We start from the raw sequence: 15,279 nt of genomic DNA, 5'->3' as shown, positions 1-15,279 counted from the left end.
GCGATCAGATGTCACCGACAGAATATGAAAACCAGTATTATCAACGGCTCGGAAGTGTCTAGATTATCCGTGGCGATTCAAGTTGATTGCCCACGAAACCCTGTTTGCCGGTTCTATTAGCAGTACCGAGGTACATCCCCGCGAGGTGGTCAAACGCGCCCTGTACTTCAATGCGGCAGCAGTGTTATTTGCGCACAACCATCCCTCCGGTGACATCACACCCAGCCAGGCAGATAAGACCATCACGCAGCGTTTGGTGCAGGCACTTCAGCTCGTTGATATCCGCGTCCCTGACCATCTGATTGTCGGTGGCAGGCAAATCTATTCGTTCGCAGAACACGGTCTGCTGTGAGGTATTACATGAAAATTATCAGTAAACGCCGGGCAATGACGATATATCGCCAGCATCCTGAGTCCCGCATATTTCGCTACTGCACTGGAAAATATCAGTGGCACGGTAGCGTCTGTCATTACACCGGAAGGGATGTTCCGGATATCACAGGAGTCCTGGCTGTGTACGCCGAACGCCGCCAGGACCGCAACGGACCTTACGCCTGCCTGTTGAGTATCACCCTGAACTGACAATAAAGAGGTTATAAATGAGCAACACTACATGGGGCCTGCAGCGGGATATCACGCCGCGCCTGGGAGCACGTCTGGTGCAGGAGGGCAACCGGCTGCACTATCTGGCTGACCGGACCAGTATCACCGGCAAGTTCAGTGACTCCGAATGCCGGAAGCTGGATGAAACATTCCCGCACTTTATCAGCCAGATGGAATCGATGCTGACCACCGGTGAACTGAATCCGCAATACGCCCACTGCGTCACCCTGTGCCACAGCGGTTTTACCTGCGAAGCCGACACCCTTGGCAGTTGCGGCTACGTATACATCGCCATTTACCCCACTCAGCGCTAATTACTTTCACGAGAGCAAACATGAAACCTCAATCTGCAACAACTTCGCGGGCGGCGAAGCCTTGCCTGTCGCCCGTGGCAGTCTGGCAAATGCTGCTGACCCGACTGCTCGAAAAGCACTATGGCCTGACGCTAAACGACACCCCGTTCAGTGATGAAACTGTGATTCAGGAACACATTAATGCCGGGATCACTCTGGCCGATGCTGTGAATTTTCTGGTGGAGAAATACGAACTAGTGCGTATCGACAGGAAGGGATTTAGCTGGCAGGAACAATCCCCTTATCTTCGGGCTGTAGATATTCTGCGGGCAAGACAGGCAACTGGCCTGTTGCGACAAAGCCGTAACAACGCAGTACGGTAAATATTGCGTACAACCTTCCCGATTTACATTTCTGATCTTCCTCCCTTGTTTACATATTGCATAATGCGCCTGCCATTACCCGGCGGGTGCGTTTGCTTTTTACGGATAAAATATCATGCAAACTGAAGCTGAAGTATTAACCGGTCATAGCGAACTGATTTGCTCGACTAGTATTGAACGTATAGTGACAGGCCGCGATACAGCACTAAAACAGATCGAACAACTCATTCAGCAAATTGATGCCATTTCACGGCTGACCTCAGAAATAGGCGGTGGTACAGCGCAAGACTGGGCGATGAAAGCCGGGCACCGTTACGACAGTTGGCTGACTGAAAATACTGATAGAGCGCTACCTGCCGTCACCCACAATATTGACCGCAGTATCTGGCGCGATTTGATGCTGAAGTCCGGCATGATGGCCTTGATGGATGCGCAGGCTCGTGACCAGTGGCATAAGAACTTGGAGGAGGGCGATCTTCCTGCTATCAGCGAGGCGAATATCCTCAGCACCTTTGAGCAGCTACATCTGAATAAAATGGACGTCTTCGAACGCAGCATCATTAACGTGTTCAAAGGCCTGTCGTGGGATTACAAAACCAACAGTCCCTGCAGCTTCGGTAAGAAGATTATCGTCAACAATCTGGTGAAGCATGACCGATGGGGCTACAGCCTGAACTGGGGCTGGCGGCGCGATCAGTTAGCCGATCTGGAACGTATGCTGTATTTGCTGGATGGTAAAACCATCCCTGATAACCGGCACGATATCTCCATTCGGTTCATGGATTTTGTTCGCGATAATCCACATCAACAGGTCTTCGAGGATGATTTCTTTAGCATTCGTTATTTTCAGAAAGGCAGCGGACATATCACGTTTAAACGCCTTGATCTGGTGGAGAGGATGAATGATATCGTGGCAAAACATTTTCCTGGAGCGCTACCTGCAAGATAACCTGAGTAGATTATGGGTTTCTGGCATAATCATTGCGGCCAAGAACTCTCAACAGGCTACTACGTAACCTGTAAGTCTAATTTACAAGTTCAGCAGGGAGAGCATCGCCAGACGCTGGCAAACTGAATATGCGAAACTTCAGTTGTTCGGTTTTACCAAACAACTCGGCGTTAAACAGAAGCCGGAGGCGAAAAGGATATTGCCGCTTTACTACAGGCCAAAAAGTAGCTCTGGATGCCTCTGCTCTCCACAAGCAAAATCATTTGGGGGTGCTTATGGGGGTTACTCACTTATCCAACACAAAATGGCAATTTTAAATCAATGAGTTAAGTATCAAATGCGACTCCTGTGATCTCCGCCAATTATAATAATATTCAACTCCTAATTTAGAGTATATCCATTAATTCAATACCATTTATATCTATAACTTTCACAGGTGAAATAATGAGTGGTTTATTCGGCATGGAATACAAAGATATTGTAATGACAGCAGCAGTAATAATTGGTCCCATACTTGCTGTAGAAATACAAAAAATATTATAGCAATTTCGTGAAAAAAAACAAAATCGCTTATATATATTTAGAACTTTGATGTCAACCAGATCACAAAGACTGCATAGAGATCACGTACAAGCACTAAACATGATTGATATTGAATTCTACGGACGGAAAATCCCATTAATTAAGACACGGTATCAAACAAGCAGAGAGCAGGCAGTAACCCATGCCTGGAAAAGCTATAACAATCACTTAAACAAAGCAAAAGAATACCCTGATATAAATATATGGATATCAAAATCCGATGATTTATTCACCGAGCTTTTATATACGATCGCACAAGCCATGAATTATGACTTTGATAAAGTACAATTACAAAGAGATTGTTATAGACCGATAGCTCATGGAGATTTAGAAACCACTCAAGCTAACATATTAAAAGGTCTTGAAGATATATTTTCTGGTAAAAATTCTTTACCAATGACTATAACGAATATCCCCTTCAACGGGGCAAATACAAGGGATCAGGAAGCTCAGATGGGCAGCCAAGACCTTGATAGTAATAAGCCCTAACCTTTTGGCTCAATTCCTTTATGACGCAACTCCTCCCTCGCCAGTTCCTTCAACCAACTGGCGAGACTTACCCCTTCTTCTGCCGCCACAGCATCCAACTGCTCTTTCAATGCCGGATCAATACGCATTTTGAACTGCGGTGATTGACCGCCGCCTTTTGGTTTTTTTTCGCGCGATATGATTGACATGAGGCCACCTATCCAATTATCTTAACCATATAGGAGGCCACCTAAAAGCCTTCTACACTAGCAACGCCCCGATGTGCGGGAACACAGCCGGAGCGTCTAACCTCACCAACTATCAAGGAGTTGATTATGGCTGATTCGCATTCTACCCCAGACACCGACCAATCCGGAACCGAGCGTTCGGTAATTGTGGGATACCGCCCGAATGTTTTCGACAAATCCACACCCAAAATTATTCTTTCCGGCAAGTGGCTACGCGAAGCGGGGTTTGAAACCGGGCAACAAATTACCGTAAAAGTGATGAATGGCTGTATCGTCCTGATGGTCTATGGCGAGCAGGAACAACGGTTGCAGGATGAGCTGAAAGAGGCCAATCAGAAGTTAAATAGAATTGAGAGCACGCTGGCGACTCTTCAGTGAATTACGAGTCAACATGTAAGTGGCGCTTACATGTTAACCTGGTGCCGGATGGCGCTTGCGCTTATCCGGCCTACGCTATCAAATGAATCACCGAATAGAGCCATCGGGATAAAGGTACATCCCCCCTTCCAGATAAACAGGCTCACCGTCACTTATCTTCAAATCATCGTATAGCGATTGCATTTCATTATCTTCTGGCTCTGGCTCTGGCTCTGACTCTAGACGATAATAGGTATCTACATCATATTTCTCATTGCGTAAATCATCATCATTATAGATACTTAAATGTTTCTTTAGCCCTACAATAGTAAATATCCATTTTAGACCATCTTTAATATAATATGCACCGCCATAAGCATTCTCATCTGGAAATTCTTCATATCCCAGGCGTAGCGCGTGTACACGTGCATGTTTTCCTGTTGTTAGACTATTCATATACACTCATTTTAATTGTCTCATACCATACACTGAACGTCATATTCAAAACACTCTCCTGATAGCCTATGCCACAAGGTATAAATGACATCACAGTGAAGCACGCATTATAATGTCAATTAAATGGACAGGCACAATACCATCTCAGCTTAAATGATATGTGTATTTTTATTTATAAATAATTGCAACAATGGACGACTAATGAAAAACGTATTTATGGCGATGATTATCGCTCTCGTCACTATCACCGCATCATCCACTGTTCTCGCATGCCCGAAAGGAGAACACCCGCACGGCGGTACTGGCTCACACCATAAGGGCGGCTGGTGCTCATATGATCAGTAAAATTGCCATTCCTGTCTTGTTATTACTCTGTTTTTCAACACCTGTGCTGGCAAAATCGACATTGAATATCGACGGCAACTCGCTATATCACGGCTATCAGTTGTATGAGAAAGGTTTTGATTATTTGAACGTTCGGGATGAACAGACAGCAGTGATGTATATGTCTTTTGTTGCCGGTGTAGCGGGGACACTGTCAAAAGAAAAAATCATCTGTAATGAGAGCATAACCATTGGGCAGGAAGCTGATATTGTTGGTAATTACCTCCAGACCCATCCAAAAGAACGAACAAAATACAGTCCTTCTGAGTTGGCCATGATCGCTTTAGGCAAAGAACTTGCTTGTAGCAAAAATAGTAATAGCTAGCGCTGCACTTTGCTTGTGTTGCCGGATGGCGCTAACGCTTATCCGGCCTACGATTCCCCCAAAAAATAAAGCCGCTGATCGGTTAATCAGCGGCTCTCTATTACCTGTGATGCATCAGAAGTTATATTTCACGCCGAGCATACCGCGGGTATCGCTGTAGCCTTTATCGCCGACCTGTTGGGCCACGTTGCTCCACACGTTGAGGCGCGGAGTGATTTGACCTTCAACGCCGACTTTCAGCTCACCGATGTTTTTGGTGCCGCGCATGTCGTTGCTCACATCGTCCATCTTCACGCTGGTTGTCTGTGTGTTGTGGATCCAGTTGGCTTCAACAAACGGCTGGAACTCGCGAGATTTACCGTCGTCGATGGCGTTGTGACCGTTGATAAAGGCTTTCACACCCAGACGGGTCATCAGGTTGCCATCGGTATTATCCTTCACGCGGGTACCGTTCGCTTCGCGGTGGCTGTCGGCCTGCACGTCCATCCATACCACCTGCGCTTTCGGTTGCAGCCAGTAGCTATTGCGTTCGTTTTCACCCAGTTTGAAGCTGTATCCGGCTTCAACAGAAGCAGTTATCCCGCTGGATTTGTATTTCTCTGCTGCCTGCTCCTGGCCCATCACTTTGTTATCAAACCAGTTGTACAGCGCCCAGGTATCTACGTAGGTGCCGGTCTTGTCGGCGTCATTGGCATACCATGTGCCATACAGCCCCACGCTGTAACCGGTGACCTGACCACGTGAATGGTAGCCGGTCAGGCTGGACCGCGTGCGGTTCTGGCTGTTGGCATAACCGGCCATCGCGCCGAGGTGCCAGCGGTCGAGACCGTCGCTACTCCACTGCGCCAGGTCGCCGCCTAGCTGCATCACATAGCTGTTGCTTTGGGTTTTCAACTGCCCGCTACCGTCTTTGAAACGGGTATGCGCCCCAACGTTACGCATCCACAGGCTGGTAACTTTCTTCTCACCTGTCAGCATATCGACGTACTGCGTTTCACCCAGACGATCATGCAGTCGGGTCATAAACAGCGTGTTAGCCGCGTAGTTGTTCGCCAGATAACTGCCTGCTTCCGGACGGTATTGCTGCTCAGTGACAGGAGGCGCAACGGGTTCTTCCGGCTCAGGGATAATCGGGTCTACAGGATCGACCGGGTCTGGATCAATAGGGTCAACCGGGTCCGGATCAACAGGGTCAGGGTCTTCCGGATCCGGCGGAGCAGGAATAAAGCTGGTCAGATACCAGTTGCTGCCCTTCTGCACAACGTTATAGTCGTACGCTCCGGCAACAATACGGCCCGCTTTCTCAAAAGTACCGTCAGAATTACCGGCCACTTCGATGATCTCAATACCTTCAATGGTCTGCGCCCCGGTTCCACCAATGTTATTCACCGCCACGAACGCATTACCCGCGGTGTTGCCGAGCACTTTCAGCTTATCGGTTTCGGAGGTATCGTCATTCAGAACGGTATTGAAAACCAGTTTACCGCCGTTCCCGGTAAAATCTTCATTGATGGTAAGCGTCTGCCACGGTTCGCCGTCAGCATGCCCAAAGTTCACGACTGACCCGCCGTTCAGCGTCAGGTCGGTGAGCGTTGAGCTGTTGGTCATGTTCCAGGTCGCGTCGCTCATTTGCAGCGAGATAACGCCCGTCCCGGCAGTGGCGCTGGTGATGTATGACGCTCCGCTCCACAACGAGTTGTCGGTCATGTTGAGCTTAATGGTACTGTTTTGCTGCGGCAGACTGCTGGTTGCGGCAGTCGCGCCTGCGGCATGAAGATCGCCATCGATGAGGAAGCGCCCGCCAGTAGAACCGTCTACGATGCCACCCGTTTCGGTGCTGATGGCATAACTTTCGTTGCTGTGATCGCCCGCCATGGCAATGGCGGCACCGCCTGCCAGGTTTATCGCCCCGCGTGAAGTCGCATACAGGCCGCGTGGCGCTTTGCTGTATGACGCAGCTTTCGCCGAACTGTTCACGTTGATCGTTGCGTTTTCACCGAGATTCACGGTCGCGTTGGTGGAGTAAACCGCATGTGCGCTGACGCCGTTGACCGTAATCATCGCGTTGTTGCCCAGTTCCGTTTTGGACGATGAGGCGGCATAAATCCCCGTGGAAGAAGCCCCTGAAGTCTCGATGGTGGCGTCATTGCCAAGCAGGATTGAGGAACCGCTCTGCCCGGTGCGAAGACCTTCTGAACTGTCACCGATCGTCACAATGTGTGCCCGGTCGCCGACCACAATTGTATTTTTGGCCTGCGTGGCGTCTTTCATCGCGTTGGCTGTGATACCACGTCCCTGGGAACCGGTGGTTTGAATATACAGATCGTCGCCGACGTAAATGCTGGCCGAGCCCTTCCAACCCTGGCTATAGGAGTTGTAACCGGCGTTAATACCGTCACCATCCTGACCATCAACATAAATGCTGGTGCGATCCCCGGTGATAATAAAGACCGGGTTATCCGGCGTATTGGCCCCGTGCGTGCGGATACCGTCAACATCTTTACCATTATTGGCGGCATTCTTCGACTGCGTGCGAATCGTCAGGTCATCCCCAAAAATAACGCCCGGACTACCCGTTGTACTGTTCTGAATAACGGTAACAGAGTGCTCAAAAGCTTCAGCACCGGGTCCATTAATCGTTAATCCATTGCCATAAACAGGAATCGTGCCCGCACTCCATTGATAAACATAATTCGGCATGGCGCTGGTTTTAGCGAAACTGGCATTTGCCTGCGCTGGAATTATTGCCTGCAATTCCGGGGGCAGACTGCTAACCAGTCCGCTGGAAGGTAGACTATCAACGTCAACCCATGCCGCATGAGCTGAAAATACCATAGAGGTTAATGCGGCTGAAACCGCTATGGCAATACGAGAATAAGATTTGGGATTTGGCATATTAGCCTCCTGCTTTCAGGCGTAGAGCGTCCACCACATCGCAAGGATGTGAAAATAATAAAACTCAAAAATACGTTATAAAATGTTCGACAATATTTGATGAATACTATGGCCTAACTTATCTTCAAGTCTGAGCTTGTAGACATATATTTTCTTAATATCGATATTATCTATTTTGGTAATTTGCTGAATACTTTTCCCTGACACAAAACGCTTCAGTAATATCATTTCTGTATAGTTAAGTGAGCGTCCACGTTTGCTGTTGGCGAGATGGCCAGTAAAGAGTCGCCTGATTTTCTGATGTTGAACTTCGTCATCATCATCGGAATATATAATCCCTTGTATTTTATTGCTTTTGGATAGCCAGTAGTTGGCTAATGGCGCCAGATTCCTGTCAGCTATCAACACAATATGCATACCGCTGTAGGCCAGCCGGTCAACCCATTGCGGGTCGGAAAACAGGCGTAGATTAGGGAAAGAAAAATCCACAAAAATAAACCCACGTGACAAATGGTTCTGATTATTAAGCAGAAGCTTTTCAATAATTCCTTTTTGCAGAAAGCCATTCCCCTCAGGCCAGATAGCAAAAGCGGCACGGTGACAGTAACTGGCGCGAACCGCAGTATCTGGAAATAATTGACAGGATAATTCACAGCTTATGCAACGAACAGTCTGTGACGGTGATCTCTTCATCAAAAATGACTCCTGTTATTTTTCCATAAATATTTCATTGGTAAATAAATGTGTCAATCCAACGCGTAGCACGTTCCTTGTCAGTTAATAACAGTGGCGCTAATAAAATGTAATAAACTCCTGATGCACTAATATGTATGGGCTGTGAGTAATACGATTGCGCTAAGCTTATTTACGCTTTATCTCAGAATAACAACCTATGCTTTAGGAATTTTATGCATAAATTCAGATTCTAAGATAAACAGTAAAAAAGCACTATTTGCTAAAAAATAACCTGCATAAAGGTTGCTTACTAATTACGTAATTCTGATAACTCAATCACCCTTGTCATGTTGTGGACAAATATAAAGATAATTCAGATAAAACTGTAATGAATTCTCATTATTTAACCTTAGGTAATTTTAACCTAAGAAATAAGATTGTTAACATGTTGTATTTAAAGGATTTTTAATAATTAAGCAAAATTCTTATCTTCAATCATGAACAAAGAGTGAGGCGCATTATCGATTTGGATGTAAAATTTAAAGGATGCGTTAGCACACGCTGTGATTCGTTTTGGTTACTGAGGGCTGGGCAATTGTACCTTATCAATCAGTTGGTCGAATTTAATCCTGATAGCAAAAGTCTGGTCAATCGTCAGACCGGGCGAGCAATTCAGCTCCAGCTCCCTGCCTCGCTCTGTTTTCTCTATTTAATTACTCACGCAAGTGACATTGTTTCGCAGAACACGTTGATGACAATTGGTTGGGGTGAAAGAAATAATGTGACCACCACCAACACATTTTACCAGGCTATTCTGACACTACGTAACGCGCTGGCGGACGTGGGGTTGCCTCGTGATACGGTGAAAACTATTTCCCGACGCGGGCTCAGATTAAATGAAAATACGCAAGTAGAGACAATAACGCTTCAACAGAGTGAAGTTTCCCCGCCGCCGGTTATTGAAGAAATCACACCCGCAAAGATAATTCCTTCGACACCACAACAAACGGTGCAGATACCCTGGTTTGAGGTTTTATTTAGCGCCAGTGTCGTGATTGCCACGTTGATCATCTGGCTGGTGTGGTATCAAACGCGCCCTGTTATGCCGTTTAGTAAATTTGTCCCGGTCTCCATGCAGACCCCTTCGCGGCAAAATTGCAAAATCTATTACTCACCAAATGAACACGACCAGCAAGGCTATTTCAATCTGATGCAGTTACATCCCTATCTCTGTGAAAACAACAAGCACGTGTTTCTTACCGGTTACAGCAAAGCGGAAAGGATCGTGGCATTTGTCTGTGATAAAGATGCACGGGTGGATGCTAACGCATTTTGTACTACTCATTATTACTGGATGCGCGGGCAATGAAAAAAACACGCCACCTTATAGTGCTCGTGGCCGGGCTGGTTACTGTGCTCGGTTCAGGGGGATGGTTATGGCATTCACGCTATGCCGACAAACCGCTGAATTGCATCGGTAACATGGAATGGAATATTGGCAGCAACCGCTTTACCGGTACGTTATCGTTTCGGATGTACAACAGTGAAGGCCTGGCCACTATTACCGGCAAACTGTACGGGCGTAATACCTCCGACATTAGCAGGAACATCTATTTTAACTACACCCAAAAGCGCGATGCCCGAGTGCTACAGGCGATGCAGGTCGTCAAAACCTTCGCTGACACCGCTGATGAAGCGGATATTAACGACACATTACCTGGATTTTACCGCCAAAGCGGACGAAGCCTGAGCCTGGTCATGGAGGAGTATAAAGGTGCATGGATTTTTGCCAGCTCCAATGTGCCCTCGCTGTATTGCCGCAAAAGGTAACGTCATATCCGGAAACAAAAAGTACGGCCCCTCAATGAAATTCACATTTGTCATCATTAACTTACGCGACATGGGTCACTGAATCCACACATAACCCATTGCTATTCTTCATCGCGAATCAGGAAACATCCTGAATATCATAATATCCGTTGCGTAATAATTAAGCGAAATGGGCGTTATATTTTGCCCAGAAGACTTCAACCTACGGATGGATATTTGGAGAAGACGTGGGCAGGGGCGTTTATCTCTCTCGCGAGTAATGTCTGAGCATTCAGGCGTTATCGCATTTCAGGAAACGGTGTGTTTCCGGTGTATTTTTGGCGTACATATGAGGGATACGTAATGTTTACTTTTAAAAAGTGCCTGATTGCACTTTCTATAAATTTGGCCGTTGTTTCATCAGGTTTTGCTTGTACGACCCTGCTGGTCGGCAACGAAGCATCAGCGGACGGCTCCATGCTGGTCGCCCGTAGCGCAGACAGCGATGCTCTGAAAGCACAGCATTTTGTCATTCATCCGGCAAAGCAAAATCAGACCGGGGTATACAGCACCAAAGCACATAATGGTGCGAATGATTTTACCTGGCCACTGCCGAAAAACTCTCTGCGTTATACCACTGTCCCAAACTGGAAAACCCAACTGCACGGCGCGACCGGATTTAACGAGCTGGGTGTCGGCGTGAGCGGTACAGAATCCATTTTTGCCTCACCGAAAGCACTGGCCGCCGACCCGTACGTTGAAGATAAAGGGATCACCGAAGACGATATCCCGGATATTCTGCTGTCACAAAGTAAAACCGCACGTGAAGCTGTGGCGCTGTTAGGCCATATCGTTGAGACCGTCGGCGCAGGCGAAGGTTTTGGCGTTGCCGTCGTCGACGATAACGAGCTCTGGTACCTGGAAACCGGTAGCGGCCACCAGTGGATGGCGCAGCGTCTGCCGAATAACCAGTATTTTGCCACCGGTAATCAGGGCCGCTTACAGGATTACGATCCTAAAAGTCCGGACATGATGGCGTCAAAAAACCTGATTCAATTTGCGACTGAAAAAGGGCTGTACGATCCGGCGAAAGACGGTAAATTCAACTTCTCCAAAGCCTATACCCGTGATGACGAGCGTGACCGCACGTATAACGACCCTCGTGTATGGACCATCCAGAAAGAATTCAATCCTTCCGTAAATCAGGATATGGCCAAAGGGCGCGAATTCCCGGTCTTCATGACGCCAGAGAAGAAAATGACGCTGGACGATGTGAAGGCCGTGTTGCGTAGTCACTATGAAGGGACCAGCCATGACCCGTACACCAACGGTCTGAACGGCAAAGAGCCATGGCGTCCGGTAAGCGTTTTCCGTACCTATGAAGCGCACGTCATGCAGGTCCGTCCGTGGTTGCCAAAAGAGATTGGTGAAACGACCTACATTGGCCTGGGCATGGCTGACCTCACCGCCTTTGTTCCGTACTACAGCGGCCTGAAAGCGTATCCGGCTAACTACACGATGGGTACCGATAAAGCGGACGATCAGTCTATCTACTGGAAATATCGTAAATTACAAACGCTGACGATGACCGATTATCCGAAGCTCGCGCCAATCGTCAAAAAAGCCTACAAAGCGTGGGAAGACAAAGTGGCGAAGGAGCAAAAAGAGGTCGAAGCAGAGTATCTGAAGATGGCGAAAACCGATAAACCTGCCGCCGATAAGATGCTGAATGACTTCAACCTGCGCATCATGGCCGACGCCGAGAAGCTGACGGAAGATCTAACCAATCAGCTATTTACCATCCGCACTAAAGACATTCAGTCTGATATTTTCTTTGCGAATGCAACGAAAAAAGACTGAGTAACGACGCGATAGTATTCTGGCGTAAAGCGCTTATTAGCTTTGCGCCAGCATTTCACACCGCGCCTTCACCGCCTCGTGCAGAAGGCGTACCGCGGTTGAAAGCTGCTTCCGATGCGGGCAAATCATATTCAGCGGGACTTTCTCTCCCTGATAATCCGGCATCAGCAGTTGTAATCGACCGTCACGCACATCCTCGCTGACATCCAACCACGACTTGTACGCCACACCTTCTCCGGCAATCGCCAGGCGCCGGATCACTTCCGCATCGTCGCTCATAATGGTGCCGTTAACCTGCACACTACTGACCTCGCCGTTGCGCGTAAATGTCCAGCGATCGTGCAGGCGGCCGCGTAATACGAAAGTCATGGCGTTGAGCTGTGTTAAATCATCCAGTTTTTGCGGCGCGCCGTTTTGCTCAACCCATTCCGGTGATGCCACCAGCACGCGTCGGTTACCCGGTGCAACCGGCAGCGCAATGTAAGACGCGTCTTCGGTGTTGCCATAGCGAAACGCAACATCGACGGGGTCTTTAAAGACATCCGTTACCTGGTCGGAGAAAAAAATCCGCAGGCGCAGCGCGGGATAGCGGCGTCGAAACGACTGAAAGACCGGTAGCAGCAGGTTACGACCGAGATCGGAAGGCACGGCGATTTGCAGCGTGCCTGATACTTCATCTTCCGGGGTCTGAATTTTTTGCAACCCGGCATGCATTACATCCAGCATCTGGCGGGCATAGGGTAACCAGACTTCACCTTCTGGCGTCAGGCGCAGGCTGCGCGTGGAGCGGGCGAACAAGCGGATAGCCAACGTAGACTCCAGGCGCTTGATAGCTGAACTGACCTGAGCAGGCTGAACGCCGACTTCGCGCGCGGCATCGCTAAAACTATTCAGCGCCGCGGCGCGGACAAACAACGTGAGATCTTCAAGCCGGAACATTTTCACTCCCCGAGTATAAGTCCTGTCGCCATAGGGCTATTTTTCCCGTTCTGTTACCGGTTTACCATCAAATTATATCAACAGATATACCCTAAATAATTCGAGTTGCATGAAGGCAGCAAGAGAGTGAATCTCCAGGAGCATAGCAAACTATGTGACTGGGGTGAGCGAACGTAGCCAACGTACATGCAGCTTGAAGTATGACGGGAATAAACTGATTCCTGTGACCGGAGAGAATATGAAAGCCATCGCCATTACCCGCGCCGCGACCGACGGCAATAACATTGAATTTTTACAAGAGATTGACCTGCCCATGCCAGTCGCTACCGGGCACGATCTGCTGGTTGAAGTGAAAGCCATTTCCGTCAACCCCGTCGATACCAAGGTCCGCGAAGGTTTTAACGCTGATGTGCCGCGCGTACTGGGCTGGGACGCCGTTGGCGTGGTGAAGTCCGTGGGTGAAGCCGTCACCCTATTTTCACCCGGCGATGAAGTTTGGTACGCCGGAGCGCTCGGCCGCGCTGGCAGTAATAGTGAATTTCAGCTGGTTGATGAACGTATTACCGCGCTGAAGCCAAAAACACTGGATAATGCTTCTGCTGCGGCGCTGCCACTAACCGCTATCACCGCCTGGGAAATGCTGTTCGACCGTCTGGGCGTTGAGGAAAATGGCAATGAAGATGATGTGTTATTGATTGTTGGCGCGGCTGGCGGCGTCGGTTCTATTCTGACGCAACTGGCCAGTAAGCTGACCAAAATGACCGTTATTGGCACCGCATCACGTGCGCAGAGCCAGAAATGGGTACGTGAAGCGGGTGCTCATCATGTGATTGACCACAGCAAGCCGTTGACGGAAGAGCTGGCACGGATAGGCATTAAAGAGGTGACGCACGTTGCCAGCCTGAACAATACCGAGCAGCACTATTCGCAAATTATTGCCGCACTGGCGCCGCAGGGCAAACTGGCGCTGATTGACGATCCGCAAACTCTCGATGCGCGCCCGCTGAAGGCCAAAAGCATTTCGCTGCACTGGGAGTTTATGTTTACCCGTTCGATGTTTACCACCCACGACATCATTGCGCAGCATCAGTTACTGACCCGTGTGGCGCAGCTGATCGACGACAGCACCCTCCGTACCACGCTGGGCGAACATTTTGGCGCGATTACCGCGGCAAATCTGCAAAAAGCCCACACACAAATTGAAACCGGTCGCTCGGTCGGCAAGATTGTGCTGGAGGGGTTTTAACATGTCTGATTCTGACGTGATTTCAATTATTGCGGTACTGAAAGCCAAACCGGGGAAAAACGACGCACTGAAACAGGCGCTACAAGCTCTGCTGCTGCCCACGCGCCGGGAGCCGGGCAATATTGAATATGCCCTGTTCCAGTTACGCGACACGCCGGATGTGTTCTACGTGCGCGAATCCTGGCGCGGTCAGGCCGGTCTGGATGAGCATATCGCTCTGCCACATTTCCAGGCGTTCATTCTACAAATGAACGATCTGTTAGCCGAACCGCTACGGCTGGATTATCTGACGCCGATTGAGGCGTAATATTAATACCGTGCTCCTCTGATGTTCGGGGAGCACAACAAATATCAACATGAGAATTTACCTAACTCAATAATAACTTGGAAAATAAAATAGATATGATCATTATCCTCTAGAAAACCGTAGTATTAGTCACAAAATTAACATTGAAGATATATCGTTAATATTCATTATATTTCAAAATAATAATAACAATATAAAAATAAGTCAGTCAGAAACATCAACTGAATTTTTACCCCTTACTTCCAGTACACACCATAAAATAATATGAATGCAGAAATATAATTTTATAATAACAGGCATTGTTATTTTAATGCGGCGGGAAGAAACTAAGCTCACTAAGGAAATTCTTATAAGAATAACTTTAGTCTCCCCCTGAAATTAACCATGATGATGTCAATAATGGTTAATTAGCTGTAGCTCAAAAATGGATATCGCCCAGGCGATTATAGACTTTACTGCGGGTTAGATAACCCGCAAAAAGCAACAACAAGGAATGGATC

The 15,279-nt window shown here is 48.2% G+C and carries 17 protein-coding genes and 2 pseudogenes; 14 read left to right on the top strand and 5 right to left on the bottom strand.

What is annotated here, in order from left to right:
* Window positions 1-79: 79 nt before the first annotated feature.
* The 6 genes and pseudogenes from OGY18_RS27025 to OGY18_RS27000 form a co-directional block, all read left to right on the top strand.
* Window positions 80-352, top strand: a pseudogene (locus OGY18_RS27025) (JAB domain-containing protein); the annotation flags it as partial.
* Between the two features lie 8 nt (window positions 353-360).
* Window positions 361-582 (top strand): DUF987 domain-containing protein, encoded by a 222-nt coding sequence (locus OGY18_RS27020; RefSeq protein WP_191215306.1) that lies wholly within the window; start codon window positions 361-363, stop codon window positions 580-582.
* Window positions 583-599: 17 nt separating this feature from the next.
* On the top strand, window positions 600-917 hold the full coding sequence (locus OGY18_RS27015; protein ID WP_063842515.1) for a type IV toxin-antitoxin system YeeU family antitoxin: 318 nt from the start codon (window positions 600-602) through the stop codon (window positions 915-917).
* A gap of 20 nt (window positions 918-937) precedes the next feature.
* A complete protein-coding gene (locus tag OGY18_RS27010) occupies window positions 938-1,279 on the top strand; it encodes a TA system toxin CbtA family protein (RefSeq protein WP_032666240.1) in 342 nt (113 codons plus the stop codon).
* Window positions 1,280-1,394: 115 nt separating this feature from the next.
* Window positions 1,395-2,228, top strand: coding sequence for a DUF4942 domain-containing protein (locus OGY18_RS27005; protein WP_039026305.1), 834 nt, complete (start codon window positions 1,395-1,397; stop codon window positions 2,226-2,228).
* 444 nt (window positions 2,229-2,672) lie between these two features.
* A pseudogene (locus OGY18_RS27000) lies at window positions 2,673-3,299 on the top strand (DUF6680 family protein).
* On the opposite strand, the gene OGY18_RS26995 reads toward OGY18_RS27000, so the two are convergent.
* Window positions 3,296-3,487 (bottom strand): toxin-antitoxin system HicB family antitoxin, encoded by a 192-nt coding sequence (locus OGY18_RS26995; RefSeq protein WP_085049118.1) that lies wholly within the window; start codon window positions 3,485-3,487, stop codon window positions 3,296-3,298. The pseudogene OGY18_RS27000 and the gene OGY18_RS26995 sit on opposite strands and share 4 nt — an antisense overlap.
* Before the next feature lie 126 nt (window positions 3,488-3,613).
* Between OGY18_RS26995 and OGY18_RS26990 the strand changes: the two genes are divergently transcribed.
* The gene (locus OGY18_RS26990; RefSeq protein ID WP_136391337.1) at window positions 3,614-3,904 is read left to right on the top strand and encodes a SymE family type I addiction module toxin; all 291 of its coding nucleotides are present in this window, start codon (window positions 3,614-3,616) and stop codon (window positions 3,902-3,904) included.
* Window positions 3,905-3,991: 87 nt separating this feature from the next.
* Here OGY18_RS26990 and OGY18_RS26985 read toward each other — a convergent pair whose 3' ends face one another.
* Window positions 3,992-4,339 (bottom strand): hypothetical protein, encoded by a 348-nt coding sequence (locus OGY18_RS26985; RefSeq protein ID WP_286555047.1) that lies wholly within the window; start codon window positions 4,337-4,339, stop codon window positions 3,992-3,994.
* Window positions 4,340-4,540: 201 nt separating this feature from the next.
* Here OGY18_RS26985 and OGY18_RS26980 point away from each other — a divergent pair, with 201 nt between their 5' ends.
* Entirely contained in the window at window positions 4,541-4,684 is a 144-nt protein-coding gene (locus OGY18_RS26980; RefSeq protein ID WP_286555044.1) for a hypothetical protein, read from the top strand.
* Window positions 4,674-5,048: a Rap1a/Tai family immunity protein gene (locus OGY18_RS26975; protein ID WP_057066445.1), complete on the top strand. Its 375-nt coding sequence runs from the start codon at window positions 4,674-4,676 to the stop codon at window positions 5,046-5,048. Before OGY18_RS26980 ends, OGY18_RS26975 begins: the two co-directional genes overlap by 11 nt.
* A gap of 114 nt (window positions 5,049-5,162) precedes the next feature.
* Here the strand turns inward: OGY18_RS26975 and misL are convergent, their stop codons facing one another.
* Window positions 5,163-7,943: an intestinal colonization autotransporter adhesin MisL gene (gene misL, locus OGY18_RS26970; RefSeq protein WP_286555040.1), complete on the bottom strand. Its 2,781-nt coding sequence runs from the start codon at window positions 7,941-7,943 to the stop codon at window positions 5,163-5,165.
* Window positions 7,944-8,018: 75 nt separating this feature from the next.
* On the bottom strand, window positions 8,019-8,636 hold the full coding sequence (locus tag OGY18_RS26965; RefSeq protein ID WP_003827187.1) for a helix-turn-helix transcriptional regulator: 618 nt from the start codon (window positions 8,634-8,636) through the stop codon (window positions 8,019-8,021).
* 577 nt (window positions 8,637-9,213) lie between these two features.
* Between OGY18_RS26965 and OGY18_RS26960 the strand changes: the two genes are divergently transcribed.
* The 3 genes from OGY18_RS26960 to OGY18_RS26950 all read left to right on the top strand — a co-directional run bounded on the left by OGY18_RS26960 (window position 9,214) and on the right by OGY18_RS26950 (window position 12,287).
* A complete protein-coding gene (locus OGY18_RS26960; protein WP_286555038.1) occupies window positions 9,214-9,987 on the top strand; it encodes a winged helix-turn-helix domain-containing protein in 774 nt (257 codons plus the stop codon).
* Window positions 9,984-10,448, top strand: coding sequence for a YqeJ family protein (locus OGY18_RS26955; RefSeq protein ID WP_003827183.1), 465 nt, complete (start codon window positions 9,984-9,986; stop codon window positions 10,446-10,448). Before OGY18_RS26960 ends, OGY18_RS26955 begins: the two co-directional genes overlap by 4 nt.
* Window positions 10,449-10,790: 342 nt before the next feature.
* Window positions 10,791-12,287 (top strand): C69 family dipeptidase, encoded by a 1,497-nt coding sequence (locus OGY18_RS26950; RefSeq protein WP_286555034.1) that lies wholly within the window; start codon window positions 10,791-10,793, stop codon window positions 12,285-12,287.
* Window positions 12,288-12,323: 36 nt separating this feature from the next.
* Here OGY18_RS26950 and OGY18_RS26945 read toward each other — a convergent pair whose 3' ends face one another.
* On the bottom strand, window positions 12,324-13,226 hold the full coding sequence (locus OGY18_RS26945; RefSeq protein WP_048215260.1) for a LysR family transcriptional regulator: 903 nt from the start codon (window positions 13,224-13,226) through the stop codon (window positions 12,324-12,326).
* Between the two features lie 238 nt (window positions 13,227-13,464).
* Here OGY18_RS26945 and OGY18_RS26940 point away from each other — a divergent pair, with 238 nt between their 5' ends.
* Window positions 13,465-14,472 (top strand): zinc-binding alcohol dehydrogenase family protein, encoded by a 1,008-nt coding sequence (locus OGY18_RS26940; protein ID WP_126317208.1) that lies wholly within the window; start codon window positions 13,465-13,467, stop codon window positions 14,470-14,472.
* Window positions 14,473-14,488: 16 nt separating this feature from the next.
* On the top strand, window positions 14,489-14,779 hold the full coding sequence (locus tag OGY18_RS26935) for a putative quinol monooxygenase (RefSeq protein WP_231133702.1): 291 nt from the start codon (window positions 14,489-14,491) through the stop codon (window positions 14,777-14,779).
* Window positions 14,780-15,279 lie beyond the last annotated feature (500 nt).

Source organism: Citrobacter sp. Cpo142 (genome assembly GCF_030332425.1).
Classification (GTDB): domain Bacteria; phylum Pseudomonadota; class Gammaproteobacteria; order Enterobacterales; family Enterobacteriaceae; genus Citrobacter; species Citrobacter portucalensis.
Note: the sequence above shows the minus strand (reverse complement) of the source record. Positions and strands in the feature narration are given on the sequence as shown.